This window comes from Streptomyces sp. S6 (assembly GCF_054880855.1).
On sequence record NZ_JBTYMC010000017.1, the window covers coordinates 21677 to 47735 of the forward strand.

General features: G+C 70.4%; 22 protein-coding genes. 16 read left to right on the plus strand and 6 right to left on the minus strand.

Going from position 1 to position 26059, the window contains the following annotated elements; all coding sequences use genetic code 11:
- The first annotated feature begins 37 nt into the window (after positions 1–37).
- Complete coding sequence (locus tag ACVNF4_RS04305) at positions 38–1693, plus strand: PucR family transcriptional regulator (RefSeq protein ID WP_461801301.1); 1656 nt, start codon at positions 38–40, stop codon at positions 1691–1693.
- Positions 1694–1791: 98 nt separating this feature from the next.
- A complete protein-coding gene (locus ACVNF4_RS04310) occupies positions 1792–2580 on the plus strand; it encodes a phosphatase (RefSeq protein WP_055724546.1) in 789 nt (262 codons plus the stop codon).
- Positions 2581–2701: 121 nt separating this feature from the next.
- Here ACVNF4_RS04310 and ACVNF4_RS04315 read toward each other — a convergent pair whose 3' ends face one another.
- The 3 genes from ACVNF4_RS04315 to ACVNF4_RS04325 form a co-directional block, all read right to left on the minus strand.
- The gene (locus ACVNF4_RS04315; protein ID WP_461801302.1) at positions 2702–3574 is read right to left on the minus strand and encodes an acyl-CoA thioesterase; all 873 of its coding nucleotides are present in this window, start codon (positions 3572–3574) and stop codon (positions 2702–2704) included.
- Positions 3575–3636: 62 nt separating this feature from the next.
- Positions 3637–4794, minus strand: coding sequence for an acyl-CoA dehydrogenase family protein (locus ACVNF4_RS04320; protein WP_461801303.1), 1158 nt, complete (start codon positions 4792–4794; stop codon positions 3637–3639).
- Between the two features lie 151 nt (positions 4795–4945).
- Positions 4946–5554 carry an SACE_7040 family transcriptional regulator gene (locus tag ACVNF4_RS04325; protein WP_461801304.1) on the minus strand — a complete coding sequence of 203 codons (609 nt, stop codon included), beginning with the start codon at positions 5552–5554 and terminating at the stop codon, positions 4946–4948.
- Positions 5555–5639: 85 nt separating this feature from the next.
- Between ACVNF4_RS04325 and ACVNF4_RS04330 the strand changes: the two genes are divergently transcribed.
- From ACVNF4_RS04330 to ACVNF4_RS04375, 10 genes are all read left to right on the plus strand, one after another.
- Positions 5640–7271, plus strand: a complete 1632-nt coding sequence (locus ACVNF4_RS04330) for a carboxyl transferase domain-containing protein (RefSeq protein ID WP_461801305.1) — start codon at positions 5640–5642, stop codon at positions 7269–7271.
- A 5-nt stretch (positions 7272–7276) separates the two neighbouring features.
- Positions 7277–9202 (plus strand): acetyl/propionyl/methylcrotonyl-CoA carboxylase subunit alpha, encoded by a 1926-nt coding sequence (locus tag ACVNF4_RS04335; protein WP_461801306.1) that lies wholly within the window; start codon positions 7277–7279, stop codon positions 9200–9202.
- Positions 9195–10130, plus strand: a complete 936-nt coding sequence (locus ACVNF4_RS04340; RefSeq protein ID WP_461801307.1) for a hydroxymethylglutaryl-CoA lyase — start codon at positions 9195–9197, stop codon at positions 10128–10130. Before ACVNF4_RS04335 ends, ACVNF4_RS04340 begins: the two co-directional genes overlap by 8 nt.
- Complete coding sequence (locus ACVNF4_RS04345) at positions 10130–11290, plus strand: acyl-CoA dehydrogenase family protein (RefSeq protein ID WP_461801308.1); 1161 nt, start codon at positions 10130–10132, stop codon at positions 11288–11290. Before ACVNF4_RS04340 ends, ACVNF4_RS04345 begins: the two co-directional genes overlap by 1 nt.
- A gap of 134 nt (positions 11291–11424) precedes the next feature.
- Entirely contained in the window at positions 11425–12483 is a 1059-nt protein-coding gene (locus ACVNF4_RS04350; RefSeq protein WP_461801309.1) for an ABC transporter substrate-binding protein, read from the plus strand.
- 46 nt (positions 12484–12529) lie between these two features.
- The gene (gene desA, locus ACVNF4_RS04355; protein ID WP_461801310.1) at positions 12530–13972 is read left to right on the plus strand and encodes a lysine decarboxylase DesA; all 1443 of its coding nucleotides are present in this window, start codon (positions 12530–12532) and stop codon (positions 13970–13972) included.
- Positions 13956–15230 carry a lysine N(6)-hydroxylase/L-ornithine N(5)-oxygenase family protein gene (locus ACVNF4_RS04360; protein ID WP_461801311.1) on the plus strand — a complete coding sequence of 425 codons (1275 nt, stop codon included), beginning with the start codon at positions 13956–13958 and terminating at the stop codon, positions 15228–15230. The genes desA and ACVNF4_RS04360 overlap by 17 nt, the downstream gene beginning before the upstream one ends.
- The gene (locus ACVNF4_RS04365) at positions 15227–15787 is read left to right on the plus strand and encodes a GNAT family N-acetyltransferase (protein ID WP_461801312.1); all 561 of its coding nucleotides are present in this window, start codon (positions 15227–15229) and stop codon (positions 15785–15787) included. The genes ACVNF4_RS04360 and ACVNF4_RS04365 overlap by 4 nt, the downstream gene beginning before the upstream one ends.
- Complete coding sequence (locus ACVNF4_RS04370) at positions 15784–17553, plus strand: IucA/IucC family protein (RefSeq protein WP_461801313.1); 1770 nt, start codon at positions 15784–15786, stop codon at positions 17551–17553. The genes ACVNF4_RS04365 and ACVNF4_RS04370 overlap by 4 nt, the downstream gene beginning before the upstream one ends.
- A gap of 69 nt (positions 17554–17622) precedes the next feature.
- Positions 17623–18495, plus strand: a complete 873-nt coding sequence (locus ACVNF4_RS04375) for a DUF4429 domain-containing protein (protein ID WP_461801314.1) — start codon at positions 17623–17625, stop codon at positions 18493–18495.
- Between the two features lie 87 nt (positions 18496–18582).
- Here the strand turns inward: ACVNF4_RS04375 and ACVNF4_RS04380 are convergent, their stop codons facing one another.
- Complete coding sequence (locus tag ACVNF4_RS04380) at positions 18583–20148, minus strand: purple acid phosphatase family protein (RefSeq protein WP_461801315.1); 1566 nt, start codon at positions 20146–20148, stop codon at positions 18583–18585.
- A gap of 199 nt (positions 20149–20347) precedes the next feature.
- Here ACVNF4_RS04380 and ACVNF4_RS04385 point away from each other — a divergent pair, with 199 nt between their 5' ends.
- Together ACVNF4_RS04385 and glmS are read left to right on the plus strand one after the other, a co-directional pair.
- Positions 20348–20605, plus strand: a complete 258-nt coding sequence (locus ACVNF4_RS04385) for a hypothetical protein (RefSeq protein ID WP_461801316.1) — start codon at positions 20348–20350, stop codon at positions 20603–20605.
- Between the two features lie 14 nt (positions 20606–20619).
- Positions 20620–22437 carry a glutamine--fructose-6-phosphate transaminase (isomerizing) gene (gene glmS, locus ACVNF4_RS04390; RefSeq protein ID WP_461801317.1) on the plus strand — a complete coding sequence of 606 codons (1818 nt, stop codon included), beginning with the start codon at positions 20620–20622 and terminating at the stop codon, positions 22435–22437.
- A gap of 104 nt (positions 22438–22541) precedes the next feature.
- Here the strand turns inward: glmS and ACVNF4_RS04395 are convergent, their stop codons facing one another.
- Both ACVNF4_RS04395 and ACVNF4_RS04400 read right to left on the minus strand, forming a co-directional pair.
- Positions 22542–23120 (minus strand): GPR1/FUN34/YaaH family transporter, encoded by a 579-nt coding sequence (locus ACVNF4_RS04395; protein WP_461801318.1) that lies wholly within the window; start codon positions 23118–23120, stop codon positions 22542–22544.
- A gap of 149 nt (positions 23121–23269) precedes the next feature.
- Positions 23270–23797: a universal stress protein gene (locus ACVNF4_RS04400; RefSeq protein ID WP_461801319.1), complete on the minus strand. Its 528-nt coding sequence runs from the start codon at positions 23795–23797 to the stop codon at positions 23270–23272.
- 320 nt (positions 23798–24117) lie between these two features.
- On the opposite strand from ACVNF4_RS04400, the gene ACVNF4_RS04405 reads away from it, so the two are divergent.
- Both ACVNF4_RS04405 and ACVNF4_RS04410 read left to right on the plus strand, forming a co-directional pair.
- Positions 24118–24453: a hypothetical protein gene (locus ACVNF4_RS04405; RefSeq protein WP_461801320.1), complete on the plus strand. Its 336-nt coding sequence runs from the start codon at positions 24118–24120 to the stop codon at positions 24451–24453.
- Between the two features lie 377 nt (positions 24454–24830).
- Positions 24831–26059, plus strand: a 1229-nt coding sequence (locus ACVNF4_RS04410) for a helix-turn-helix domain-containing protein (protein WP_461801321.1), incomplete at its 3' end; no start/stop codon positions are given.

Below are 26059 nucleotides of genomic sequence, written 5' to 3' on the forward strand. Positions count from 1 at the left end.
TCCCACACCGTCACGGTATGGGATGGAGGAAACGCACATGCATGGCGAACCGTCGGCCACTCCAACGCCTCCCCCGACCCCGGCGCTCCCGCCCACCCCGCCCGTCCCCCTCGCCGCGCTCCTGGCCCGCGAGGACCTCGCCCTGCGCCAGATCGCCGGCCCCACCGACCCGGCGACGGTCCTGTACGGCGCCCTCACCTCCGAGATGGCCGACCCCTACCCGTACCTCCTGGGGGGTGAGCTGCTCCTGACGGCGGGCGTGCACATCTCGGAGGCGGCGGGGGCGGGGACGTACTTCGACGACTACGTCTCCCGGGTGATCGCGGCGGGCGGCGTGGCTCTCGGGTTCGGAGTCGCCCCCGTCCACGACACGGTCCCCCGAGCCCTGGTCGCCGCCTGCGAGTCGTACGGGTTGCCCCTGATCGAGGTCCCTGAGGAGACGACGTTCGCGGCGGTCGCCCGCGCGATGTGGCAGCTCATGGAGCGGGCCCGCACCTCGGAGCTGCGCCGCGTGACGGAGGCCCAGCAGAGTCTCACGGCAGCGGCCTCCCGCCCCGACCCGATCCCGGCGGTGCTGCGGCAGCTCGCCCAGCGGACGGGCGGCCGGGCGGTGCTGTTCGGCCCGGACGGGACGGAGATCGCGGCGGCGGGGTCACTGACCGGAGCCTCCGGAACCGGCGAGGCCTCCAGGACGGGCAGCGCCCCCGGAACCGGCGAGGCCTCCGGAGCCGGCGGAGCCTCCAGCACCCGCATCGACGACGCCCTCTCCGCGCTCGCCCACCTCGTCACCACTCGCACCTCGGCGACAGCCACCGACACGGACCCCGCGACGGGGTTGCACCTGACGGCGTACGCCTTGAGTGCTACGGGTACTACGGGCACCCCGCCCACCCCAGGCACCCCCCACCGCCCCCACGCCCTGACCACCGCCTCCCCCCACCGCACCCCCGCCGACCACACCATCACCTCCGTCGCCGCCGTCCTCCTCACCCTCCTCACCGACGGCCGCCAGACCGCCCCCGAGGCGTCCCGTACGACCTCCCTCGTCCGCCTCCTGCTGGGCGCGAGCCCCGAAGACGTCGCCCCCCTCCTCGCCCCCGGCGCCGCCCCCGCCCGGTGGATCGTGGTGCACGCGCGCCGGGTGAGCCCCGTACCCCGGGAGAGCCACTCCCCCGCCGCCCTGGCCGCAGCCCTCGGCACCCCCCTGATCGACACCGGCGCCGACGTCGTCCGCCTCCTGCTGCCGGCCGGGGAGGACCCGTACCCCACCCCCCAGCCCCAGCCCGGCTGGACCCTGGGGACGAGCGCCCCCGTCACCCCCGCCGACTGGCCGGCGGCCGACGCGCAGGCGGCGCGGGCTCTCGCGCGGGCGGTGGCGACCCGTACCCCCGTGGTCCGGCACACCACCCGTACGACCCTGACCGCGCTGATCGCCCCGCAGGACGCCGAGGCGCACGCGCGGGCGCTGCTCGCGCCGGTCGCGGAGAACCCCGCGCTCACCGAGACGCTGCGCGGCTGGCTCTCGCTGCACGGGAGTTGGGACCGGACGGCGGTGGCGCTCGGCGTGCACCGCAACACCGTGCGCCAACGCATCGCGCGCTGCGCGGTGTTGCTGGGCACGGACCTGGACGATCCGGACGTCCGCATGGAGTTGTGGTTCGCCCTGCGGGAACGCGCGGACGACGAGGGGTGACGGCCTCGCCCGCGCGCCCACGTGATCGACAACGTGACCCACGTCCCAGCGGCTGGAACCATGCGGACGTGCGCAGGCGTCTGGACCAGAATGGGGCTATGCCGATACCCCGGATCCCCACCCGCACCGAGCTCGTCGACCACCTGGTCAAGACCCGCATCGCGGGCCAGGTGGCCACGCCGCGCGAGAACAACCTCTCTCACTACCGTCAACTCGCCAACGGGGTGCGGAACTTCTGGCTCGGTCTGGAGCTGGGCGACCGGTGGGCGGACGAGCAGGACGTGCTGGCCGTGATGGCGGAGCGGGTCGGCGTGAACGACGATCCGGAGTACCGGTACGGACAGGACACGATCGACCCGGAGCTGACGGTCGACGCGCTGGACCGGATGGCGGCGCGGCTGCGGAAGGCGGCGGACGGGCATCAGCGGGTGCTGTTCGCGACGGGGCATCCGGGCGGGCTCCTCGACGTGCACCGGACGGTCGCGGCGGCCCTGCGGACGGCGGGCTGCGACATCGTGGTGATCCCGGACGGCCTCCAGACGGAGGAGGGGTACGTCATGCAGTTCGCGGACGTCGCGGTCCTCGAACACGGCGCGACCCTCTGGCACACGCACTCCGGCGAGCCGATGCGGCAGATCCTCACCGCCCTCGAACGCACCGCCCGCGACCTGCCCGACCTCGTCGTCGCCGACCACGGCTGGGCGGGCTACGCCGGCCAGCACGGCATCGACTCCCTCGGCTACGCCGACTGCAACGACCCGGCCCTGTTCCTCGCGGAGTCGGAGGGCACCGTCCAGGTCGCGGTCCCGCTGGACGACCACGTGGTCAGCCCCAGGTACTACGACCCGATGGTGGCGTACCTGCTGGCGGAGGCGGGCCTGAGATGACCCGTAGTACCCGTAGTGCCTACGGCGCCCCCGCCCTCACGCCGCCCGCCCGCCCCGTAGTACCCGTAATACCTGCGCCGCCCCGCCCCGATACCGGCCCACACGCCCCCGGCGCCGCCCCCTACCCCTCCCGAGGGACCCTGACCACACCCTCCTGTATGACGGAGATCGCCAGCTCCCCCTCCCGCGTATAGATCCGCGCCTGCCCCAGCCCCCGCCCCCCGTGCGCCGACGGCGACTCCTGGTCGTACAGGAGCCACTCGTCGGCCCGGAAGGGCCGGTGGAACCACATCGCGTGGTCCAGCGAGGCTCCTACGACATCCCCTACGGCCCAGCCCCCACGCCCATGGGCGAGCAGGACGGAGTCGAGGAGGGTCATGTCGGACACGTAGGTCGCGAGTACTACGTGGAGCAGAGGGTCGTCCGCGAGCTTGCCGTTGGTGCGGAACCACACCTGGGAGTGCGGCTCACGGGGCTCCCCGTACTGACCGAAGGGCGGCTCGTCGACGTACCGCAGGTCGATCGCCTCGCGGGCCTCGATGAAGCGCTCGACGACGTCGGGGTCGAGATGGCCGTACCCGCGCAGCCGTTCCGGGCTGGTCGGCAGGGTCTCCGGGTCGGGCGCGGGCGGCATCGGGGCCTGGTGTTCGAGGCCGTCCTCGTGCAGTTGGAAGGACGCGGAGAGCGCGAAGATCGGCCGGCCGTGCTGGACGGCGACCGCGCGGCGCGTGGTGAAGGAACGGCCGTCACGCAGCCGCTCGACCGTGTAGACGATCGGCGCACCCGGGTCGCCGGGGCGCAGGAAGTAGGCGTGCAGGGAGTGCGCGAGCCGGTCCTGCGGGACCGTGCGCCCGGCGGCGACCAGCGCCTGCGCGGCGACCTGCCCGCCGAAGACCCGGGGGACGACGGCGGAGCGGGACTGGCCGCGGAAGATGTTCTCCTCGATCTGTTCGAGGTCGAGCAGATCGAGGAGATCCTGAAGTGCCTCGGTCATGGCCCCATTTTCTTGACTCGTGGTTGCACAGGGGCCAGACCGCCGGGGAGGACCGACCGGCCTCAGAGGCCCATGTTCTTCGCGATGATCGACTTCATGATCTCGCTGGTGCCGCCGTAGATGCGGTTGACGCGGTTGTCCGCGTACAGGCGGGCGATCGGGTACTCGTTCATGAAGCCGTAGCCGCCGTGCAGCTGGAGGCAGCGGTCGATGACGCGGTGCGCGACCTCGGTGGTGAAGAGCTTCGCGGAGGCGGCCTCGGCGGGGGTCAGCTCGCCCGCGTCGAGCGCCTCGGTGGCGCGGTCGACGACGGCCTCGGCGGCGTCCACCTCGGCCTGGCAGGCGGCCAGCTCGAACTTGGTGTTCTGGAAGGCGGCGACCGGCTGGCCGAAGACAACGCGGTCCTTGACGTACTGCGTGGCGAACCGGATCGCGGCCTTGGCCTGCGCGTACGCGCCGTAGGCGATGCCCCAGCGCTCGGAGGCGAGGTTGTGGCCGAGGTAGTAGAAGCCCTTGTTCTCCTCGCCCAGCAGGTCCTCGACGGGGATCTTGACGTCGACGAACGCCAGCTCGGCGGTGTCGGAGGTCTTCAGGCCGAGCTTGTCGAGCTTGCGGCCGACGGAGTAGCCCTCGGCCTTCGTGTCGACGACGAAGAGGGAGATGCCGTGGCGGCGGTCCTCGGCGCTCGGCGCGGAGGTGCGGGCGCAGACGATCATGCGGTCGGCGTGCACGCCGCCGGTGATGAAGGTCTTGGCACCGTTGAGGACGTAGTGCGTGCCGTCCTCGGAGAGCTTGGCGGTGGTCTTCATGCCCGCGAGGTCGGAGCCGGTGCCCGGCTCGGTCATCGCGATGGCCCACATCTCCTCGCCGGAGACGAACTTCGGGAGGTAGCGCTTCTTCTGCTCGTCGGTGGCGAGCAGCTTGACGTACGGGAGGCCGAGCAGCGTGTGGACGCCGGAGCCGCCGAACGTGACGCCCGCGCGGGCGGTCTCCTCGTAGATGACCGCCTCGAACTTGTACGAGTCGATGCCGGCGCCGCCGTACTCCTCGGCGACCTGGATGCCGAAGACGCCCAGCTCGGCGAGTTTGTAGTAGAACTCGCGCGGCGCCTGCCCCGCGGCGAACCACTCGTCGTACACCGGCACGACCTCGGCCTCGATGAACGCCCGAAGGGTCTCCCGGAACGCCTCGTGATCCTCGTTGAACACCGTACGGCGCACGCCGCCACCTCCCACTACCTGTCTAAGCGCTTGCTCATACCCCAAGATACCGGTGGGTAGCGAGCACCGTCCAGAGATACAGGTCACTCCGGGGGAACCGGCGCGCACACGCGTGAACCTGAGCCCGAAAACGCGCTCCACGCGCGCGTGCTCAATCCCCCTGGGCCGCCGCGAACGCCCCCCGGGCCATCCGGTGCAGCAGCGACGCCGTGTCCCCCCTCCCGGGCAGCGACCCCGCCCGCCCCAGGTGGGGCGTGGAGTTCAGCAGGCCGAAGACGGAGTGGACGGCGGACCGCGCGGCGGGCTCGGACAGCTCCGGGTACACCTGCCGGACGACCCCCACCCACAGCTCGACGTACTGCCGCTGGAGCTGGCGCACCAGCTTGCGGTCACTGTCGCGCAGGCGGTCGAGTTCGCGGTCGTGGAGGGTGATCAGCGGACGGTCGTCCAGCGCGAAGTCGATGTGCCCCTCGATCAGCGAGTCGAGCACCCGGGACGGCGACACCCCGCCGGACGCCCCCTCGGCCTCCTGGAGGCGCCTGCGCGCGCCGGTGAGGAGCTGCCCGCTGATGCCGACGAGCAGCTCCGCGAGCATCGCGTCCTTGCCCGGGAAGTGGCGGTACAGGCCGGGGCCGCTGATGCCGACGGCCGCGCCTATCTCGTCGACGCCGACGCCGTGGAACCCGCGCTCGGCGAAGAGGCGCGCGGCCTGCCTGAGGATCTGCTCGCGCCGGGTCGGAGCGTCCGTTCTGGTGCCCATGAAATCGATTCTAGACAGGCTTGTTAGCGCTCGTTAACATGAAGGCGTGGGTTAACGCTCATTAACAGCGGAGGGGAGCGCGAAAATGGAGCAGGCACCCGTGCTGACCAGCGCGGCAGACCCCGCGTCGGAGTCCTGGCGGGCCAACGAGGCGGCGCATCAGGCTCTCGTCGAGGAACTGCGCGGCAAGCTCGCCGCGGCCCGTCTCGGCGGCGGCGAGAAGGCCCGCGCCCGGCACACCGCGCGCGGCAAGCTGCTCCCCCGCGACCGCGTGGACACCCTCCTGGACCCCGGCTCCCCGTTCCTGGAGCTGGCCCCGCTCGCCGCGGACGGCCTGTACGACGGCCAGGCGCCGGCCGCCGGGGTCGTCGCCGGCATCGGGCGCGTGAGCGGGCGCGAGTGCGTGATCGTCGCCAACGACGCCACGGTCAAGGGGGGCACGTACTACCCGATGACCGTGAAGAAGCACCTGCGCGCGCAGGAGGTCGCCCTGGAGAACCGCCTCCCCTGCGTGTACCTGGTGGACTCGGGCGGCGCCTTCCTCCCCATGCAGGACGAGGTCTTCCCGGACCGCGACCACTTCGGCCGCATCTTCTACAACCAGGCCCGCATGTCCGGCGCCGGGATCCCGCAGATCGCCGCCGTCATGGGGTCGTGCACGGCGGGCGGCGCGTACGTCCCCGCGATGAGCGACGAGGCGGTGATCGTCCGGAACCAGGGGACGATCTTCCTGGGCGGCCCCCCGCTGGTGAAGGCGGCCACCGGCGAGGTCGTCACGGCCGAGGAGCTGGGCGGCGGCGAGGTCCACGCGCGCGTGTCGGGCGTGACGGACCACCTCGCGCAGGACGACGCGCACGCGCTGCGGATCGTCCGGAACATCGTCGCGACGCTCCCCGCGCGCGGGCCGCTCCCCTGGCAGGTGCGCCCGGCCGCCGAGCCGAAGGTGGACCCCTACGGCCTGTACGGCGCCGTCCCGGTGGACCCCCGCACCCCGTACGACGTCCGGGAGGTCATCGCGCGCGTGGTCGACGGTTCCCGGTTCGCCGAGTTCAAGTCGGAGTTCGGCCAGACCCTGGTCACCGGCTTCGCGCACATCCACGGCCACCCGGTGGGGATCGTCGCCAACAACGGCATCCTGTTCTCCGAGTCGGCCCAGAAGGGCGCCCACTTCATCGAGCTGTGCGACCAGCGCGGCATCCCGCTGGTGTTCCTCCAGAACATCTCGGGGTTCATGGTCGGCAGGGACTACGAGGCGGGCGGCATCGCGAAGCACGGCGCGAAGATGGTGACGGCCGTCGCGTGCACGCGCGTGCCGAAGCTGACGGTCGTGGTGGGCGGCTCGTACGGCGCCGGCAACTACTCGATGTGCGGCCGGGCCTACTCCCCCCGCTTCCTGTGGATGTGGCCCGGCGCCAAGATCTCCGTCATGGGCGGCGAACAGGCCGCCTCGGTCCTCGCGACCGTCAAGCGCGACCAGTTGGAGGCGCGCGGCGAGCAGTGGCCCGCCGAGGCCGAGACCGCCTTCAAGGACCCCATCCGCGCCCAGTACGACCGCCAGGGGAACGCCTACTACGCGACGGCCCGCCTCTGGGACGACGGCGTGATCGACCCCCTGGAGACCCGCCAGGTCCTGGGCCTGGCCTTGACCGCCTGCGCCAACGCACCGCTTCCCCAAAGGGACCCCGCCGCCCCCCAGTTCGGCATCTTCCGGATGTGAGGCTCATGTTCGACACCGTCCTCGTCGCCAACCGGGGCGAGATCGCCGTTCGCGTCATCCGCACGCTCCGCGCGCTGGGCGTCCGCTCGGTCGCCGTCTTCTCGGACGCCGACGCGGACGCGCGGCACGTCCGTGAGGCCGACACGGCTGTCCGGATCGGTCCGGCGCCCGCGTCGGAGAGCTATCTCTCGGCGGAGCGCATCCTGGAGGCCGCCGCCCGCACGGGCGCTCAGGCGGTCCACCCCGGGTACGGGTTCCTCGCGGAGAACGCCTCCTTCGCGCGCGCGTGCGCCGATGCGGGGCTCGTCTTCATCGGGCCGCCCGCCGAGGCGATCGCCCTGATGGGTGACAAGATCCGCGCCAAGGAGACCGTCGAGGCGGCCGGCGTCCCCGTCGTCCCCGGCGGCCGTGACCCCGAACTCGCCGAGGCGGCCCGCGCGTTGGGCGCCCCCGTGCTGCTCAAGCCCAGCGCGGGCGGCGGCGGCAAGGGCATGCGCCTGGTCCGCGACATGACGGCGCTGGACGACGAGATCGCCGCCGCCCGCCGCGAGGCCCGCGCCTCCTTCGGCGACGACACGCTCCTGGTCGAGCGCTGGATCGACCGCCCCCGGCACATCGAGATCCAGGTCCTGGCCGACGGCCACGGCAACGTCGTCCACCTCGGCGAGCGCGAGTGCTCGCTCCAGCGGCGGCACCAGAAGGTGATCGAGGAGGCCCCCTCGGTCTTCCTCGACGCGTCCGCGCGCGCGGCGATGGGCGAGGCGGCGGTGCAGGCGGCGCGCTCGTGCGGGTACGTGGGCGCGGGGACCGTCGAGTTCATCGTCCCCGGCGCGGACGCCTCGCAGTACTGCTTCATGGAGATGAACACCCGCCTCCAGGTGGAGCACCCGGTCACCGAACTCGTCACGGGCATCGACCTCGTGGAGTGGCAGCTGCGGGTGGCCGCCGGGGAGCGGCTCCCGTTCGGCCAGGCGGACATCACCCTCACGGGCCACGCGGTGGAGGCCCGGATCTGCGCCGAGGACCCCGCGCGCGGGTTCCTGCCCTCCGGGGGGACGGTCCTGAGGCTGCGCGAGCCTACGGGTGACGGCGTCCGCACCGACTCCGGGCTCAGCGAGGGCACCGAGGTGGGCAGCCTGTACGACCCGATGCTCGCGAAGGTCATCGCGTACGGACCCGACCGCGCGACGGCGCTGCGCAGACTCCGGCGAGCCCTCGCCGAGACGGTCACGCTCGGGGTGCAGACCAACGCCGGGTTCCTGCGCGGGTTGCTGGCCCATCCGGCGGTCGTCGCAGGCGAGTTGGACACGGGGCTGGTCGAGCGGGTGGTGGCGGAGCTGGTCTCCGACGCGGTGCCGGAGGAGGTGTACGAGGCTGCGGCGGCCGTCCGTCTGGAGGCGCTGCGGCCCGCTGCGGACGGCTGGGTCGACCCGTTCTCCGTGCCGAGCGGCTGGCGGCTGGGCGGCGAGCCGAAGCCGGCCGCGTTCCACCTCCAGGTGCGGGAACCCCGGGAGTACACCCCGCGCGGGACCCACACCGTCACCCCCGGCCAGGTCGCCGTCGTCCTCGACGGCGTCCGCCACACCTTCCACCGCGCGGACGACTGGCTCGGCCGCGACGGCGACACCTGGCACGTCCGCGACCACGACCCGGTCGCCGCCTCCCTCACCTCCACCGCGCACGCGGGCGCCGACGCCCTCACCGCGCCCATGCCCGGCACGGTCACGGTCGTCAAGGTCGCCCTCGGCGACGAAGTCACCGCCGGGCAGAGCCTGTTGGTCGTCGAGGCGATGAAGATGGAGCACGTCGTCGCGGCCCCGCACGCGGGTACGGTCACCGAGCTGGACGTCACCCCCGGCGCGACGGTCGCCATGGACCAGGTCCTCGCCGTCGTGACACCCCGGCCCGGCGAGGAGGCTCCCGATGCCTGAACTCCCCATGACCGTCCCGGCCGAAGGCCTCCCCGCGCGCGTCCGTATCCACGAAGTCGGCGCCAGGGACGGCCTCCAGAACGAGAAGACGACCGTCCCCACCGAGATCAAGGCGGAGTTCATCCGCCGCCTGGCCGGCGCGGGCCTCACGACGATCGAGGCGACGAGCTTCGTCCACCCGAAGTGGGTGCCCCAACTGGCGGACGCGGAGGCCCTGTTCCCGCAGATCAGCCAACTCCCGGTGGATCTGCCGGTGTTGGTCCCCAACGATCGCGGCCTGGACCGGGCTCTGGCCCTCGGCGCCACCCGAATCGCCGTCTTCGCCAGCGCCACGGAGTCCTTCGCCAAGGCCAACCTGAACCGCACGGTCGACGAGTCCCTGGCGATGTTCGCCCCGGTCGTCACCCGCGCCAAGTCCCAAGGCGCCCACGTCCGAGGCTACTTGTCGATGTGCTTCGGCGACCCCTGGGAGGGCCCGGTCCCGGTCCCCCAGGTCGTCGAGGTCACGAAGGCCCTGTACGCCATGGGCTGCGACGAGTTGAGCCTCGGCGACACGATCGGCGTGGCAACTCCGGGCCACGTCACAGCACTTCTCCAGGCACTGAACGACGCCGGCGTCCCCACCTCCGCCCTCGCCGTCCACTTCCACGACACCTACGGCCAGGCCCTCGCCAACACCCTGGCCGCGCTCCGGCACGGCGTCACCACCGTCGACGCCTCCGCGGGCGGCCTCGGCGGCTGCCCGTTCGCCAAGTCGGCCACCGGCAACCTCGCCACCGAAGACCTCGTGTGGATGCTCCAGGGCCTCGGCATCGACACCGGCACCGACCTCGCCCGCCTCGTCGCCACGAGCGAGTGGATGGCGGGTCACCTGGGCCGCCCGAGCCCCTCCAGAACCGTCCGCGCCCTCTCCCACAAGGAACAGTGATGGACTACCGACTCTCCCCCGAGCTGGAAGAACTCCGCCGCACGGTCGAGGAGTTCGCACACGACGTCGTGGCCCCCAAGATCGGCGACTTCTACGAACGGCACGAGTTCCCGTACGAAATCGTCCGCGAGATGGGCCGCATGGGCCTGTTCGGCCTGCCCTTCCCGGAGGAGTACGGCGGGATGGGCGGCGACTACCTGGCGCTCGGCGTCGCACTGGAGGAACTGGCCCGCGTGGACTCCTCGGTGGCGATCACCCTGGAGGCGGGCGTCTCGCTCGGCGCGATGCCGATCCATCTGTTCGGCACCGAGGAGCAGAAGCGGGAGTGGCTGCCGCGCCTGTGCGCGGGCGAACTCCTCGGCGCCTTCGGCCTGACCGAGCCGGACGGCGGCAGCGACGCGGGCGCCACGCGGACGACGGCCCGTCTCGACCCGGAGACGGACGAATGGGTGATCAACGGCACGAAGTGCTTCATCACCAACTCGGGTACGGACATCACGGGGTTGGTGACGGTCACGGCGGTCACCGGCCGCAAGCCGGACGGCAAGCCGCTGATCTCGTCGATCATCGTCCCGTCCGGGACGCCCGGTTTCACGGTCGCAGCCCCGTACTCGAAGGTCGGCTGGAACGCCTCGGACACCCGCGAGCTGTCCTTCGCGGACGTCCGCGTGCCGGCCGCGAACCTGCTCGGTGAACTCGGCCGGGGCTACGCGCAGTTCCTGCGCATCCTGGACGAGGGCCGGATCGCGATCGCCGCGCTGGGGACGGGTCTCGCGCAGGGCTGTGTGGACGAGTCGGTGAAGTACGCGAAGGAACGCGAGGCGTTCGGGCGGCCGATCGGCGCCAACCAGGCCATCCAGTTCAAGATCGCCGACATGGAGCTGAAGGCCCACACCGCGCGCCTGGCGTGGCGGGACGCGGCGGCCCGGCTGGTCGCGGGCGAACCCTTCAAGAAGGAGGCCGCGCTGGCGAAGTTGCACTCCTCCACGGTCGCCGTCGACAACGCGCGCGACGCGACGCAGATCCACGGCGGCTACGGCTTCATGAACGAGTACCCGGTGGCCCGGATGTGGCGCGACTCGAAGATCCTGGAGATCGGGGAAGGCACGAGCGAGGTGCAACGGATGTTGATCGCAAGGGAGTTGGGGATCGCGGGCTGACATCACACGACCCACAGGGCCCGCACGGCTTCCGTCCCGAGGGCCCCACCCCTAGGGAGATCCACTGAGGTTAGGCTAACCTTACTTTCGATCCGTCCAGCGGTGATTCCGCACGTTCGAAAGCAGCCACCCTCATGCCCAACGCCAGAGCCACCCACCTGACCCGCCGCGGCATCCTCGCCGCCGGCGGCGCCCTCGGCCTCGGAGCCGCCCTCGCGGCCTGCGGGGACGGCGACGCGAAAACCGGTGGCTCCGGCTCGTCGGCGAACCCGGGCGCGAGCGCCGCCGAGTCCGGCCCGTGGACGTTCAAGGACGACCGAGGCCGGGCCGTACGGCTCGACAAGACCCCCTCGACGATCGTCGCCTTCATCGGCGTCGCCGCCGCGCTCCACGACTACGGCGTCGACGTCAAGGGCGTCTTCGGCCCGACCAGGACGGCCGACGGCAAGGCCGACGTCCAGGCCGGCGACCTGGACGTCACGAAGGTCGAGGTCCTCGGCAACGTCTGGGACGAGTTCAACGTCGAGAAGTACGCCGCCCTCGCGCCGGACGTCCTGATCTCCACGATGTTCGACGCGGCCGGCACCCTCTGGTACGTCCCCGAGGCGTCCAAGGACAAGATCGCCAAGTTGGCGCCCAGCGTGGGCATTTCGGTGTTCGACCGGCAGCTCACCGCGCCGCTGGAGCGCATGTGGGAGCTGGCGAAGTCGCTCGGCGCGGACCTGACGGCCGCGAAGGCGACCGCCGCGAAGAAGCGGTTCGAGGACGCGGCGGCCTGGCTGCGCGCCGCCGCCAAGGCCAAGCCCGGCATCAGGGTCCTCGCCGGCTCCGCGAGCGCCGAGCTGTTCTACGTCTCCGGCAGCGACCTCTCCGTCGACCTGGAGTACTTCAAGGCCCTCGGCGTGAACTTCGTCGAGCCGCCCGCAGCCGTCCTCAAGGCGAGCGGCGGCTGGTACGAGTCGCTGAGCTGGGAGAACGTCGACAAGTACCCGGCGGACCTGATCCTGATGGACGACCGCACCTCCGCGATCCAGCCCTCGGCGATCACCAAGGAGACCTGGAAGAAACTCCCCGCCGTCAAGGCCGGCCAGGTCGTCCCGCGCTCGACCGAGCCGATCCTGTCCTACGACAAGTGCGCCCCGCTCCTGGAGAACCTCGCGGAGGCGATCGAGAAGGCCAAGAAGGTCGCGTGACCCCTGCTCGATCCATCCGCCGCCCCCTTCCCCCGGAGGACCCCGCATGCGCTCGCACCTGCTCAACGCCACGACCGCGGAGCGGTACCGCCGCTCCGTGACCGACACAGTGGCCCGGGTGGCCGCCAAACTCGCCGCCACCGAACGGCCGTTCACCGGCGTCACGGTCGACACCCTCACCCCCCGCGTCGAACGGATCGACCTCGACAAGCCGTTGCACAACACCTCAGCGGTGCTGGACGAGTTGGAGGACGTCTACCTCCGGGACGCGGTCTACTTCCACCACCCCCGCTACCTCGCCCACCTCAACTGCCCTGTCGTCATACCGGCGTTGCTCGGCGAGGCCGTCCTGAGCGCGGTCAACTCCTCGCTGGACACCTGGGACCAGTCGGCGGGCGGCACGCTGATCGAGCGGAGACTGATCGACTGGACGACGGCCCGCATCGGCCTCGGCCCGGCGGCCGACGGCGTCTTCACCTCCGGCGGCACCCAGTCCAACCTCCAGGCCCTGCTGCTGGCCCGCGAGGAGGCCAAGACCGAGGACCCCGGGACACTGCGCGTCTTTGCCTCCGAGGCCGGCCACTTCAGCGTGCAGAAGTCCGCGAAGCTCCTGGGCCTGGCCGCCGACGCGGTCGTCCCGATCCCCGTCGACCGCGACAAGCGGATGCGGACGGTCGCCCTGGCACGGGAGTTGGAACGCTGCGAGGCCGCCGGACGCACCCCGATGGCCGTCGTCGCCACCGCCGGCACCACCGACTTCGGCTCCATCGACCCGCTCCCCGAGATCGCCGCACTCTGCGCCCGGTACGGCACGTGGCTGCACGTCGACGCTGCATACGGCTGCGGCCTGCTCGCCAGCCGGAAGTACCGGCACCGGATCGACGGCATCGAGCGCGCCGACTCCGTCACCGTCGACTACCACAAGTCCTTCTTCCAGCCGGTGAGTTCGTCGGCGGTGCTGGTCCGGGACGCGGCGACCCTGCGGCACGCGACCTACCACGCCGAGTACCTGAACCCGCGCCGGACGGTGCAGGAGCGCATCCCGAACCAGGTCGACAAGTCCCTCCAGACGACCCGCCGTTTCGACGCGCTCAAGCTGTGGATGACGCTGCGCACGATGGGTGCGGACGGCATCGGTGAACTCTTCGACGAGGTCTGCGACTTGGCGGCGGAGGGCTGGCAACTGCTAGCCGCCGACCCGAGGTTCGACGTCGTCGTGGAGCCGTCGCTCTCCACGCTGGTCTTCCGCTACGTCCCGGCCGCCGTCACCGACCCCGGGGAGATCGACCGCGCCAACCTGTACGCCCGCAAGGCCCTGTTCGCCTCCGGTGCCGCGGTCGTCGCGGGCACGAAGGTCGGCCACCGCCACTACCTGAAGTTCACCCTGCTCAACCCCGAGACCACGACGGCCGACATCACCGCCGTCCTCGGCCTGATCGCCGGCCACGCCGAGCAGTACCTGGGAGAGTCCCTTGACCGCGCGTCCTGACGCCGAGAAGATCCACGACTTCATCGGGATCGGCCTGGGCCCCTTCAACCTCGGCCTCGCCTGCCTGACCGAGCCGATCGCCGAACTCGACGGAATCTTCCTGGAGTCGAAGCCCGACTTCGCGTGGCACGCGGGCATGTTCCTCGACGGCGCCCACCTCCAGACCCCGTTCCTGTCGGACCTGGTCACCCTCGCCGACCCCACCTCGCCCTACTCCTTCCTCAACTACCTGAAGAAGAAAGGCCGGTTGTACCCGTTCTACATCCGCGAGAACTTCTATCCGCTGCGGGTGGAGTACGACGACTACTGCCGCTGGGCCGCGCACCGGCTGAGCAGCGTGCGGTTCTCGACGACGGTCGAAGAGGTCACGTACGACGGTGAGTCGTACGCGGCGAGGACCACCACCGGTGACCTCCACCGCGCCCGCAAGCTGGTCCTCGGCACCGGCACCCAGCCCCACCACCCGGCGGCCGTCGAGGGACTCGGCGGCGACTTCATCCACAACTCCCGGTATGTGCAGAGCCGTTCGGAGCTGGTGAAGAAGGAGTCGATCACGCTGGTCGGCTCGGGGCAGTCGGCCGCCGAGATCTACCTCGACCTGCTGAGCGAGATCGACGTCCACGGCTACCGGCTGAACTGGGTGACGCGCTCGCCGCGCTTCTTCCCGCTCGAATACACCAAGCTGACGCTGGAGATGACCTCCCCGGAGTACATCGACTACTTCCGCGCCCTGCCCGAGGCGACCCGCTACCGGCTCGCGGCGCAGCAGAAGGGCCTGTTCAAGGGCATCGACGGCGAGCTGATCGACGAGATCTTCGATCTGCTCTACCGGAAGAACCTCGGCGGCCCGGTCCCCACCCGCCTGCTCACCAATTCGACTCTGAACAAGGCGAGTCACCAGAACGGCAGCTACACCCTGGGCTTCCGCCAGGAGGAGCAGGGCAAGGACTTCGAGCTGACGACCGAGGGGCTCGTCCTGGCGACCGGATACGCCTACACCGAACCGGAGTTCCTCGCCCCGGTCCGCGACCGTCTGGTCTACGACGGCCACGGCAACTTCGACGTCGCCCGCAACTACGCGATCGACACGACCGGCCGGGGCGTCTTCCTCCAGAACGCCGGCGTGCACACGCACAGCGTCACCTCCCCCGACCTGGGGATGGGCGCGTACCGCAACAGCGTCATCATCGCGGAGCTGCTGGGCCGCGAGTACTACCCGGTGGAGAAGACCATCGCGTTCCAGGAGTTCGCGGCATGAGTCCCGTACGACCCGTAGTACCCGGGGACTTCACCTTCCGCCCCGTAGACCCCTTCACCGACGCCGAACTCCTGCACTCTTGGCTGACCCACCCCAAAGCGGCCTACTGGATGATGCTGGACGCCCGCCTGGAAGACGTGGAACGCGCCTACATGGCCGTTGCCGCCGACGAACACCAGGACGCCTTCCTCGGCCTGGAGAACGGCGTCCCCGCCTTCGTGACGGAGCACTACGACCCCGTCCACCGCGAACTTCCGGGCCTCTACGACCCGTTGCCCGGCGACATCGGCATGCACTTCCTCACCCCGGCGACCGACACCCCCCGCAGCGGCTTCACCCGCGCCGTCCTCACCGCCGTCATGACCCACCTCTTCGAGGACCCGGCGGTGCGGCGGGTCGTCGTCGAACCGGACGTCGCCAACACGGCCGTCCACGCCCTGAACGAAGCCGTCGGTTTCGTGCCCGAACGCGAGATCCAGAAGCCGGAGAAGACAGCGTTGCTGAGTTTCTGCACCCGGGAGCAGTTCTTCGAGAAGCAGGCGGCGGTGACCGCATGAGCCTCGCCGACGCCGTCGCCCACCTCTCCCCCGGACGCTGGGAGCAGGCGAACCGGGCGCTGATCCGCAAGGCACTCGCCGAGTTCACGCACGAACTGCTCCTCAACCCCGAGGAGGAGAACGGCGGTTACGTCGTCCGCAGCGACGACGGCCAGACCGCGTACCGCTTCACGGCCGTCCGCCGCGCCCTCGACCACTGGCAGATCGCCTCGGACTCGATCACCCGCATCCGCGACGGCGCCGAACTCCCCCTCGCCGCCCTGGACTTCTTCATCGAGCTGAAGGACACCCTCGGGCTGAGCGGCGAGGTCCTGCCGGTCTACCTGGAGGAGATCTCCTCCACCCTCTCCGGCACCTGCTACAAGCTCACCAAGCCGCGGCTCACGTCCGCCGAGCTGATCGACGCCGGTTTCCAGGCGATCGAGACCGGCATGACCGAGGGCCACCCCTGCTTCGTCGCGAACAACGGCCGGCTCGGCTTCGGAGTTCACGAGTACCTGTCGTACGCGCCGGAGACCGCGCACCCGGTCCGCCTGGTCTGGCTCGCCGCGCACCGCTCGCGCGCCGCGTTCACGGCGGGCACCGGCATCGAGTACGAGCCGTTCGTCCGGGCCGAGTTGGGCGAGGAGACCGTCGAGCGCTTCCACCGCGGGCTGCGCGAACTGGGCCACGACCCGGCCGAGTTCCTCCTGATCCCCGTCCACCCCTGGCAGTGGTGGAACAAGCTGGCGGTGACGTTCGCGGCCGAGATCGCGCGCGGCACGCTGGTCCCGCTCGGCGAGGGGGACGACGAGTACCTGGCTCAGCAGTCGATCCGGACATTCTTCAACAGCAGCAACCCCGAGAAGCACTACGTCAAAACAGCCCTCTCGGTCCTCAACATGGGTTTCATGCGCGGACTTTCGGCCGCCTACATGGAGGCGACCCCGGCCATCAACGACTGGCTCGCCGAACTCATCGACAACGACCCCGTGTTGAAGGGATCCGGCCTGTCGATCATCCGGGAGCGGGCCGCCGTCGGCTACCGCCACCTGGAGTACGAGGCCGCCACGGACCGCTTCTCCCCGTACCGCAAGATGCTGGCCGCCCTCTGGCGCGAGAGCCCTGTCTCCGCCCTCCAGGACGGTGAACAGCTCGCGACGATGGCCTCGTTGATCCACGTGGACCACGAGGGCCGCTCCTTGGCCGCCGCGCTGATCAAGCGGTCGGGGCTGGAGCCGGTGGAGTGGCTGAGGCGCTATCTGGACGCCTACTACACGCCGTTGCTGCACTCGTTCTACGCCTACGACCTGGTGTTCATGCCGCACGGCGAGAACACGATCCTGGTGCTGAGAGGCGGGGTCGTGCAGCGGGCGGTCTACAAGGACATCGCCGAGGAGATCGCCGTCATGGACCCGGACGCGGTGCTGCCGCCCGAGGTCCGGCGGATCGCCGTCGAGGTCCCCGAGGAGACGAAACTGCTGTCGATCTTCACGGACGTCTTCGACTGCTTCTTCCGCTTCCTGGCCTCCGACCTCGCCGCCGAAGGTGTCCTCACCGAGGACGACTTCTGGCGGACGGTCGCCGAGGCGACCCGCTCCTACCAGGAGGCGCACCCCGAACTCGCCGACAGATTCCGGCAGTACGACATGTTCGCCCCCGAGTTCGCGCGCTCCTGCCTCAACCGGCTCCAACTGCGGAACAACCGGCAGATGGTCGACCTGACCGATCCGGCGGGCGCCCTTCAGCTGATCGGTACCTTGAAGAACCCCGTCGCCGGGTACTGATCACCGGGACGGGCACCCCCGAGTACGGTCCTCGGGGGTGCCCGTCGCCTTCTGGTGGAGAATCATGGCATGGCGGAAATCATCCAGAAGGACGGCACCTGGGTCTTCGACGGCGACCTGCTGAGGCTGACGCCGGGACACGACAAGAACGTGAGTCCCCTCCGCAAGGAGCTGGGTGAACTCGCCGTCCCGATCAGCGCGTTGGCCGGAGTCTCGTTCGAACAGGGCAAGAAGAACGGCCGGTTGAGACTGCGCCTGCGTGACGGCGCGGATCCGCTGCTGCTGGCGACGGCAGGCCGGCTCGCCGAACCCCACGACCCGTATCAACTCGTCGTCGAGTCCGACCGGTACGGCGTCGCCGAGTACCTGGTGGACGAGGTCCGTAACGCGCTGCTCCTCGACGAGGTGCCGGGTACCCCGGTGGACGCGTTCCTGCTGCCGGGGCCCGCCGTGCCGCTCTCGGTGTCCGCCGGGGACGGCAGCGTGAGCTTCGACGGGGACACCGTCCGGCTGGAGTGGAACTGGAAGACCGAGGACGCCAAGTCGGCTTCCGGGACACGCCAGTTGGCGATCGGGGACATTCTCGGCGTGGAGTGGCAGCCGGCCGCCGGGCTGGAGAACGGGCATCTGCGGTTCACGGTCCGGGGCGCGGTCACGAAGGCGCCGCCGAAGTACGACCCCAACGCGGTCGAGCTGTGGGGGTTCAAGAAGGACCCGCTGATGGCGCTGGTCGCGGCGGCGGTGCAGGCGCGGCTGCCGCATCCGGCGAAGGGCGCCGACACCGTCGTCCCCCAGAGCCCCCCGACCGCTCTGCCCGCGACCGGAGACGACCACGACGCGATGTTGCGGAGGCTGCGGGAGCTGGGTGAGCTGCACCGGGACGGGGTGCTGACGGAGGAGGAGTTCACCCTGGCCAAGCAGGCGATCCTCAAACGGCTCTGACGCGTCGTCGGATGGCGACGGCACGTCAGATGCCGTTGGGAATCGCCTACTTGGGTTACGCCCTGCCTTCCAGGCGCACGTGGGGGGCTACTTGGCCCGGCGGGCCACCGTGAAGTGGTCGACCTGCTCGCCGCTCTCGGCGATGCCGCGCACGGTCAGTGTCGCGGTGCGGCCCTTCGCTGCCGGGGTGACGTCGACGCGCAGGAACGAGTAGTCGAGGTAGCGCACGCGCGACCAGGTGACCGTCTCGTCGACCTTGCCGGACTTGGTGTTGATGAACGAGGAGACGGACTCGACCTCGTTCTCGTGGCCCTCGTAGGACAGCGGCGCGGTGAACGCGTACAGGCTGCGGCCCGCCGCGCCCGCCGTCACGTAGACGACGCCCTCGGTCTCGGGGTACGCCGTGCCGCCGATCGGGAGCTTCTTGGTGACCGCGCCCTTCTTGATGACGTCGGTGCGCTCGTACTGGTGGTTGTGGCCGTTGATGACCAGATCCACCGTGTACTTCTCGAACAGCGGCACCCACTCCTGCCGGACCCCGCCCTCGGAGGCGTGCGCGGTGGAGGTGCAGTAGGCGCAGTGGTGGAAGAAGACGACGACGAAGTCGATGTCCTTGGCAGCGCGGTACTTCTTGAGCTGCGCCTCCAGCCATTTGGTCTGAGTGCCCCCGGAAATACCCAAGTTGGCCGGGATCTCGAACGAAATGTCGTTGGCGTCGAGGGAGATGATCGCCGTGTTGCCGTAGGTGAAGGTGTAGACGCCCGGCAGGTTCTTCTTGTCGGGGCCGTTGTCGGGGAGGTTCCAGCGGGCCTCCTCGCCGCCGTACCCGTTGGGCGAGTACCAGGCCTCCATGTCGTGGTTGCCGTAAGCCGGCATCCACGGAACGGACTTGGCGACCGACTCGGTCTGCGCGAGGAACTGGTCCCACACGCGCGAGTCGAAACCGGTGTCGGCGGTCTGGCCGGCACCGGTCGGGTCGGCGTACGCGATGTCGCCCGCGTGCAGGTGGAAGGCCGGGTTCTGGCCGAGCAGCAGGGAGTTGTTGGCGAGGCCGTGATAGCTGACGCCCTCGTCGCCGAACGCGGTGAAGGTGAACGGCGCCTTGTGGGCGGGGGCGGTGGTGAACGTGCCCAGGGTGCCCAGGAGATGGGGCGCGGCCGGGTCGAAGCCGGCGTGGCCGACACCGTAGTAGTACGTCTTGCCGGGGCGCAGGTGCGTCAGCTTGGCGTGCAGGTAGTACTGGGTGTGGTTGCCGCTGGCGCCGACGCCGGCCGGGGTGAACAGGGTGCGGACCTCGGCGTCGATCTTGCGGGAGAGGTCCCAGGGGTGGGCGCCGATGCGGATGAACGGCTTCTTGACGGCGACCGGGACCTGCCACGAGACGGTGATCTCGGTGCGGGGGTCGTTGCCGTAGGCGAGGTGGCGGCCGAAGGGGGCGACGAGGGCGCCGTGCACCTTCTCGGCGGCCGGCTTCGGGGCGGTCGTACGGGGGGCGGCCTGGGCGGTGGCGCCCGGCACGAAGACGCCGCCGGCGACGGCGCCGAGCGTCACGGCGCCGCCTCTGACCATCGTGCGGCGGGAGAACTTGGCGCGCAGGTACTCGTGCTGCTCCGCCATCGTCATGCGGGCGGCGAGCTGCTCGGGTACGCCCATGCGAGGAGTGTCCATGAGGTCTGAAATTCGTCCTTCATGACGACTTCGCGCAAGACGCTGAATGGACGAATCCCGAACAAGGGCTCATGAGACCTTCAACGCCACCCCAAGAATTCGCCTACCGGTCCCCCCTTGGGCTCTTGCCCGAAAGCGGGCAGATTTCTTGCGAAACCGGCTGCGGTACCTCAGGATCTACCGGGTGCACGACGAACTCGTTGATCATCTGATGCGGTCCACGCCCCTCCAGCGGGGCGAGGCGCTGCGGGTGATCCAGGACGTGCTCGCCTACTTCGACGAGACGACGGAGGACTACGTCCGTCGCCGCCACCGCGAGCTCCAGGCCCAGGGCCTGGTGAACACGGAGATCTTCGAGCGGATCGCGGCGGATCTGAAGTACAGGGCGGTCGCACCGCCGGAGCTCTCCCTCCGGCAGCTGCGCCGCATGGTCTACGGCTGAGGGATACCTTTTACATGTGCGGGATCGTCGGATACATCGGCAAGCGTGACGTAGCCCCCCTACTACTTGAGGGGCTCCAGCGGCTGGAGTACCGGGGGTACGACTCGGCGGGCATCGTGGTCTCCTCCCCTAAGTCCTCCGGGCTGAAGGTCGTCAAGGCCAAGGGCCGGGTGCGGGACCTGGAGGCCAAGGTCCCGGCGCGTTTCAAGGGCACCACCGGTATCGCGCACACCCGCTGGGCCACCCACGGCGCCCCCTCCGACCTGAACGCGCATCCGCACCTCTCGGCCGACCTGAAGGTCGCCGTCGTCCACAACGGCATCATCGACAACGCCTCCGACCTGCGGCGCAAGCTGGAGGCGGACGGCGTCGAGTTCCTCTCCGAGACCGACACCGAGGTCCTCACCCACCTGATCGCCCGCTCGCAGGCCGAGAAGCTGGAGGACAAGGTCCGCGACGCGCTGCGCCTCGTCGAGGGCACGTACGGCATCGCCGTCATGCACGCCGACTTCTCCGACCGCATCGTCGTCGCCCGCAACGGCTCCCCGGTCGTCCTCGGCATCGGCGAGAAGGAGATGTTCGTCGCCTCGGACATCGCCGCACTCGTCGCCCACACCCGCCAGGTCGTCACCCTCGACGACGGCGAGATGGCGACCCTGAAGGCGGACGACTTCCGTACGTACACCACGGAGGGGACCCGTACTACTTCGGAGCCGACGACTGTCGAGTGGGAGGCCGCCTCCTACGACATGGGTGGCCATGACACCTACATGCACAAGGAGATCCACGAGCAGGCGGACGCCGTCGACCGCGTCCTGCGCGGCAGGATCGACGACCGCTTCTCCACCGTCCACCTCGGCGGCCTCAACCTCGACGCGCGCGAGGCCCGGCAGATCCGGCGCGTGAAGATCCTCGGCTGCGGCACCTCGTACCACGCGGGCATGATCGGCGCCCAGATGATCGAGGAGCTGGCCCGCATCCCCGCCGACGCCGAGCCGGCCTCCGAGTTCCGCTACCGCAACGCCGTCGTCGACCCCGACACCCTGTACATCGCCGTCTCCCAGTCCGGTGAGACGTACGACGTCCTCGCGGCCGTCCAGGAGCTGAAGCGCAAGGGTGCGCGGGTCCTCGGCGTCGTCAACGTCGTCGGCTCGGCGATCGCCCGCGAGGCGGACGGCGGCATCTACGTGCACGCCGGTCCCGAGGTCTGCGTCGTCTCCACCAAGTGCTTCACGAACACGACGGTGGCGTTCGCGCTGCTGGCCCTGCACCTCGGCCGGACGCGTGACCTGTCGGTGCGGGACGGCAAGCGGATCATCGAGGGACTGCGCAAACTCCCGGGCCAGATCGCGGAGATCATGGCGAACGAGGCCGAATACGAGAAGCTGGCGGCCGAGTTGGCGGAGGCCCGCTCGATGCTGTTCATCGGGCGCGTGCGGGGCTACCCGGTCGCGCGGGAGGCGTCCCTCAAGCTGAAGGAGGTCTCGTACATCCACGCCGAGGCGTACCCCGCCTCGGAGTTGAAGCACGGGCCCCTCGCGCTCATCGAGCCCGCCCTGCCGACCGTCGCGATCGTCCCCGACGACGACCTGCTGGAGAAGAACCGCGCCGCCCTGGAGGAGATCAAGGCCCGCAGCGGCCGGATCGTCGCCGTCGCCCACCGGGAGCAGGAGAAGGCCGACCGCACGATCGTCGTCCCCAAGAACGAGGACGAGCTGGACCCGATCCTGATGGGCATCCCCCTCCAACTCCTCGCGTACTACACGGCGAAGGCCCTGGGCCGGGACATCGACAAGCCGAGGAACCTGGCGAAGTCGGTGACGGTCGAGTAGTCCTCGCCCCTGCCGCACAGGAACGGACCCCTGGTGATGCCACCTTCACCAGGGGTCCGTTCATGAGTGCCGGGGACGCCCGACTCCCCGGCGGCGGCTGCCGCTTAGCCGGTGGCCGTCACCCCCCGGCCGGCAGCGCGTCCACGTCCGGGCAGGGCGGTCGGCCAGTGGGCCAGCGCGGCGGTGGCCGCGTACCAGGCGACGGCGCCCGCCACGACGGCGAACCAACCCCCCACCTTGGCAAGGGAGTCGCTGCCCCCGAACCGCGCGACGGCCATCAGGACCAGCGCGACGAGGAACAACCCGTAGGTCCCCTGCGTGAGTTGGTCTCCGCCGGAGACCGTGAGGGACAGCGCGACGAGGGCGAACAGCAGCAGGAACACCCCCGCCGCGTGGTCGGAGACCTGCGCGCCGGCGGACAGCGCCCAGGTGAACCAGAACGCCCCGACGGTCACGAACCCGGTCCCGTTCAGGGTGTCGTGGCCCCGGAAGGCGAAGAGTCCGGCGACGAAGAGGGTGACTCCGCCGAGGTAGTGGGCGACGGAGACGGCGTCGGCCGCCGAGACTCCGTCGATGACATCGGCGTACCCGAGCCCGAAGGCCAACAGGGTGACGGCGAGGGCGAGTCGGCCGGCGATGACGGAGGTGCCTGTGCTGATTCCCGCAGGGACGTCGTTGGCCACGGCGGGGCTCCCTTCAAGCATGTGCAGTTGTGCGGTGTGCGATATATGCCCTTCACCAAGGCACGAACACCTCTACGCGCCGGTAGATTCATGCCGTAGGGCCACACCTGATCCAGGCCGCGCAGAGAGCCCCGAGTACGCCTGGGGTACTACGGGATGACCACCACGGGCCGCTGCGCCCGCTTCGCGAGCCGCCCCGCGACCGAGCCGAAGATCCGCCCGACGATGCCGTGCGTCGAGCCGACGACGATCGCGTCCGCCTCGTACTCCCGGCCCACCTCTTCGAGTTCGTGGCAGATGTCACCGCCGCGCTCGACCAGGATCCACGGCACCTCGGACAGGTACTCCGCACAGGCGAGTTCGAGGCCGAGGACCTCCGTGCGGTGGTCCGGGACGTCGACGAAGACCGGGGGTTCGCAGCCCGCCCAGACGGTCGTGGGGAGCCGGTTGGCGACGTGGACGATGATCAGACCCGAACGGGAGCGGTGGGCCATGCCGATGGCGTACGCGAGAGCCCGCTCGCTCGACATGGAGCCGTCGAAACCGACGACCACGCCATGCTTGAAGGCGGGATCGCAGGTGGGACGTGCGTCTTCCGCCGCCAGGGGCTCGGCCGCCGTAGGGTCGGCGACGGGCCGCTTGCGGTCTGCGGGTTCGAAGAATTCGTGACCGGCCATGGCTGTCTCGGCGTATCGATCCTTGTGTGGGACGGCGACAGGAGCGGCGGAGCTGTTGTCCGGGAATCATCTTCCCAACCCCATACCCCCAAGGGTACGGCGGCACGCCTCCGCAGCCCATATCCCGCGCCCGTCCGGTGGGGGTTCCAGGGAGCATGCACGAGGTGGCTCCCGTAACGCAATGGTTGCTGCCCCGTACAGGCGGTTTGCACAGGATTCACCGACGCGGCCCCGCCCCGAGTGACCGACCGGTCGAACAGGCGTTGAACCCGGTGACCGACCGCCCCCACCACCGCACCCCGGGAGACAGGGAGACCGCCGTGCCCGTACCCCGTAATACCTCCGAGGGACCGCCAGGGTCCGCCGACGACCGGACGACCGATCTCATCCGTTGGGCGGTCTTCTCCTGTCTCCTCGTACCCGTAGTACTCCTTTGGTACGGCACCTCCCTCGGCGGCACCGCCGGCACCGCCCTGGGGCTGGCCGCGGTGACGGCCGTGTGCCGGGTGCTGCTGCGGCAGTCGGAGCGCTGCGAGGCCCGCGTGCTCGCCGAGGAACGTACGCCGCACGCGCACCACCACAGGCGCCCCCCGCGTGCGGGCGCGGGCGCGCACCGAGGTGGACGCCACACCGGGGGAGGGTCACCGGTCGGCTGACCGGTTTCCGCGCACAACCACATCGCTTTTCAGCCAACTTCCGATACCTGTGTATCAGGTCGGCCAAACACCCCCCACCCCTCGTTTGACCTGCACGGAAAGGGTCTCCAGGGCCCCTCGCACCCTACGCAGATTAGCCACTACTACGAGGCGCACTTCCCTGCACGTCCTCGTAGTGCAACGCTTCGTGATCGAATGCTTTACGCCAAGTTGCCATGTCGACAATGTGCCGGGTGGAGAACTGGCCACCGCGGCACGACGCGACACAGTAGATTCGATCTTGACTGTCTACGGCGGGGGACTCGTGCAGGACCGAGGGGAAACGTGCAGGAGCGACACAACCGAGGAGCCGCGACCACCGAGGGGGGCTTAGCAGGATGAGCCACGACTCCACTGCCGCGCCGGAAGCCGCTGCCCGGAAGCTTTCCGGGCGCCGCCGCAAGGAGATCGTCGCGGTGCTGCTGTTCAGCGGCGGCCCCATATTCGAGAGTTCCATACCGCTGTCGGTGTTCGGCATCGACCGCCAGGACGCCGGCGTTCCGCGCTACCGCCTCCTGGTGTGCGCCGGCGAGGACGGCCCCCTGCGGACCACAGGGGGACTCGAACTCACCGCGCCACACGGCCTGGAGGCGATCTCACGCGCCGGGACGGTCGTCGTACCGGCCTGGCGCTCGATCACCGCGCCACCGCCCGAGGACGCGCTCGACGCGCTGCGCCGGGCACATGAGGAGGGGGCCCGCATCGTCGGGCTCTGCACGGGCGCCTTCGTCCTCGCGGCCGCCGGGCTGCTGGACGGCCGTCCGGCGACCACCCACTGGATGTACGCGCCGACCCTGGCGAAACGTTATCCGTCGGTGCACGTCGATCCCAGAGAACTCTTCGTCGACGACGGCGACGTCCTCACGTCCGCCGGTACGGCGGCCGGGATCGATCTGTGCCTGCACATCGTGCGCACGGACCACGGCAACGAGGCGGCCGGCGCGCTGGCCCGCAGACTCGTCGTGCCGCCGCGCCGCTCGGGCGGTCAGGAGCGCTACCTCGACCGGTCTTTACCAGAGGAGATCGGGGCCGACCCGCTCGCCGAGGTCGTCTCCTGGGCGCTGGAGCACCTCCACGAACAGTTCGACGTGGAGACGCTCGCCGCGCGCGCGTACATGAGCCGGCGCACCTTCGACCGCCGGTTCCGTTCGCTGACGGGCAGCGCGCCGTTGCAGTGGCTGATCACCCAGCGGGTGCTTCAGGCGCAGCGGCTGCTGGAGACGTCCGACTACTCGGTGGACGAGGTCGCGGGCCGCTGCGGCTTCCGGTCGCCGGTGGCGCTGCGCGGGCACTTCCGCCGCCAGCTCGGCTCGTCGCCCGCCGCGTACCGGGCGGCGTACCGGGCCCGTCGTCCGCAGAGTGAGCGCTCGTTGGACAGCGAGCCTCCGTCGGCGCCGCTGGGCCCGTCGTCCTCGGGGCTGCACCCCCAGGCACCGGTCCCCTTGCAGGCCCGCCTCGGGACTGTCACAGGCACCGAGCACATCGGCAGCGGCCCGCCTGATCTCCGGTTCGGGGTCGCCGAGCAGACTCGACAACTCGGGCAGGACCCGTTCCCAAGCCGGCCGCC

Excerpts from the sequence above, each read along its gene's own strand:
- ACVNF4_RS04305 (WP_461801301.1), top strand. The coding sequence starts at position 38 with ATGCATGGCGAACCGTCGGCCACTCCAACGCCTCCCCCGACCCCGGCG.
- ACVNF4_RS04345 (WP_461801308.1), top strand. The coding sequence starts at position 10,130 with ATGGACTACCGACTCTCCCCCGAGCTGGAAGAACTCCGCCGCACGGTC.
- ACVNF4_RS04315 (WP_461801302.1), bottom strand. The coding sequence starts at position 3,574 with ATGACCGAGGCACTTCAGGATCTCCTCGATCTGCTCGACCTCGAACAG.
- ACVNF4_RS04340 (WP_461801307.1), top strand. The coding sequence starts at position 9,195 with ATGCCTGAACTCCCCATGACCGTCCCGGCCGAAGGCCTCCCCGCGCGC.
- ACVNF4_RS04310 (WP_055724546.1), top strand. The coding sequence starts at position 1,792 with ATGCCGATACCCCGGATCCCCACCCGCACCGAGCTCGTCGACCACCTG.
- ACVNF4_RS04370 (WP_461801313.1), top strand. The coding sequence starts at position 15,784 with ATGAGCCTCGCCGACGCCGTCGCCCACCTCTCCCCCGGACGCTGGGAG.
- ACVNF4_RS04380 (WP_461801315.1), bottom strand. The coding sequence starts at position 20,148 with ATGGGCGTACCCGAGCAGCTCGCCGCCCGCATGACGATGGCGGAGCAG.
- ACVNF4_RS04350 (WP_461801309.1), top strand. The coding sequence starts at position 11,425 with ATGCCCAACGCCAGAGCCACCCACCTGACCCGCCGCGGCATCCTCGCC.
- ACVNF4_RS04330 (WP_461801305.1), top strand. The coding sequence starts at position 5,640 with ATGGAGCAGGCACCCGTGCTGACCAGCGCGGCAGACCCCGCGTCGGAG.
- desA (WP_461801310.1), top strand. The coding sequence starts at position 12,530 with ATGCGCTCGCACCTGCTCAACGCCACGACCGCGGAGCGGTACCGCCGC.
- ACVNF4_RS04400 (WP_461801319.1), bottom strand. The coding sequence starts at position 23,797 with ATGGCCGGTCACGAATTCTTCGAACCCGCAGACCGCAAGCGGCCCGTC.
- ACVNF4_RS04365 (WP_461801312.1), top strand. The coding sequence starts at position 15,227 with ATGAGTCCCGTACGACCCGTAGTACCCGGGGACTTCACCTTCCGCCCC.
- ACVNF4_RS04335 (WP_461801306.1), top strand. The coding sequence starts at position 7,277 with ATGTTCGACACCGTCCTCGTCGCCAACCGGGGCGAGATCGCCGTTCGC.
- ACVNF4_RS04325 (WP_461801304.1), bottom strand. The coding sequence starts at position 5,554 with ATGGGCACCAGAACGGACGCTCCGACCCGGCGCGAGCAGATCCTCAGG.
- ACVNF4_RS04375 (WP_461801314.1), top strand. The coding sequence starts at position 17,623 with ATGGCGGAAATCATCCAGAAGGACGGCACCTGGGTCTTCGACGGCGAC.
- glmS (WP_461801317.1), top strand. The coding sequence starts at position 20,620 with ATGTGCGGGATCGTCGGATACATCGGCAAGCGTGACGTAGCCCCCCTA.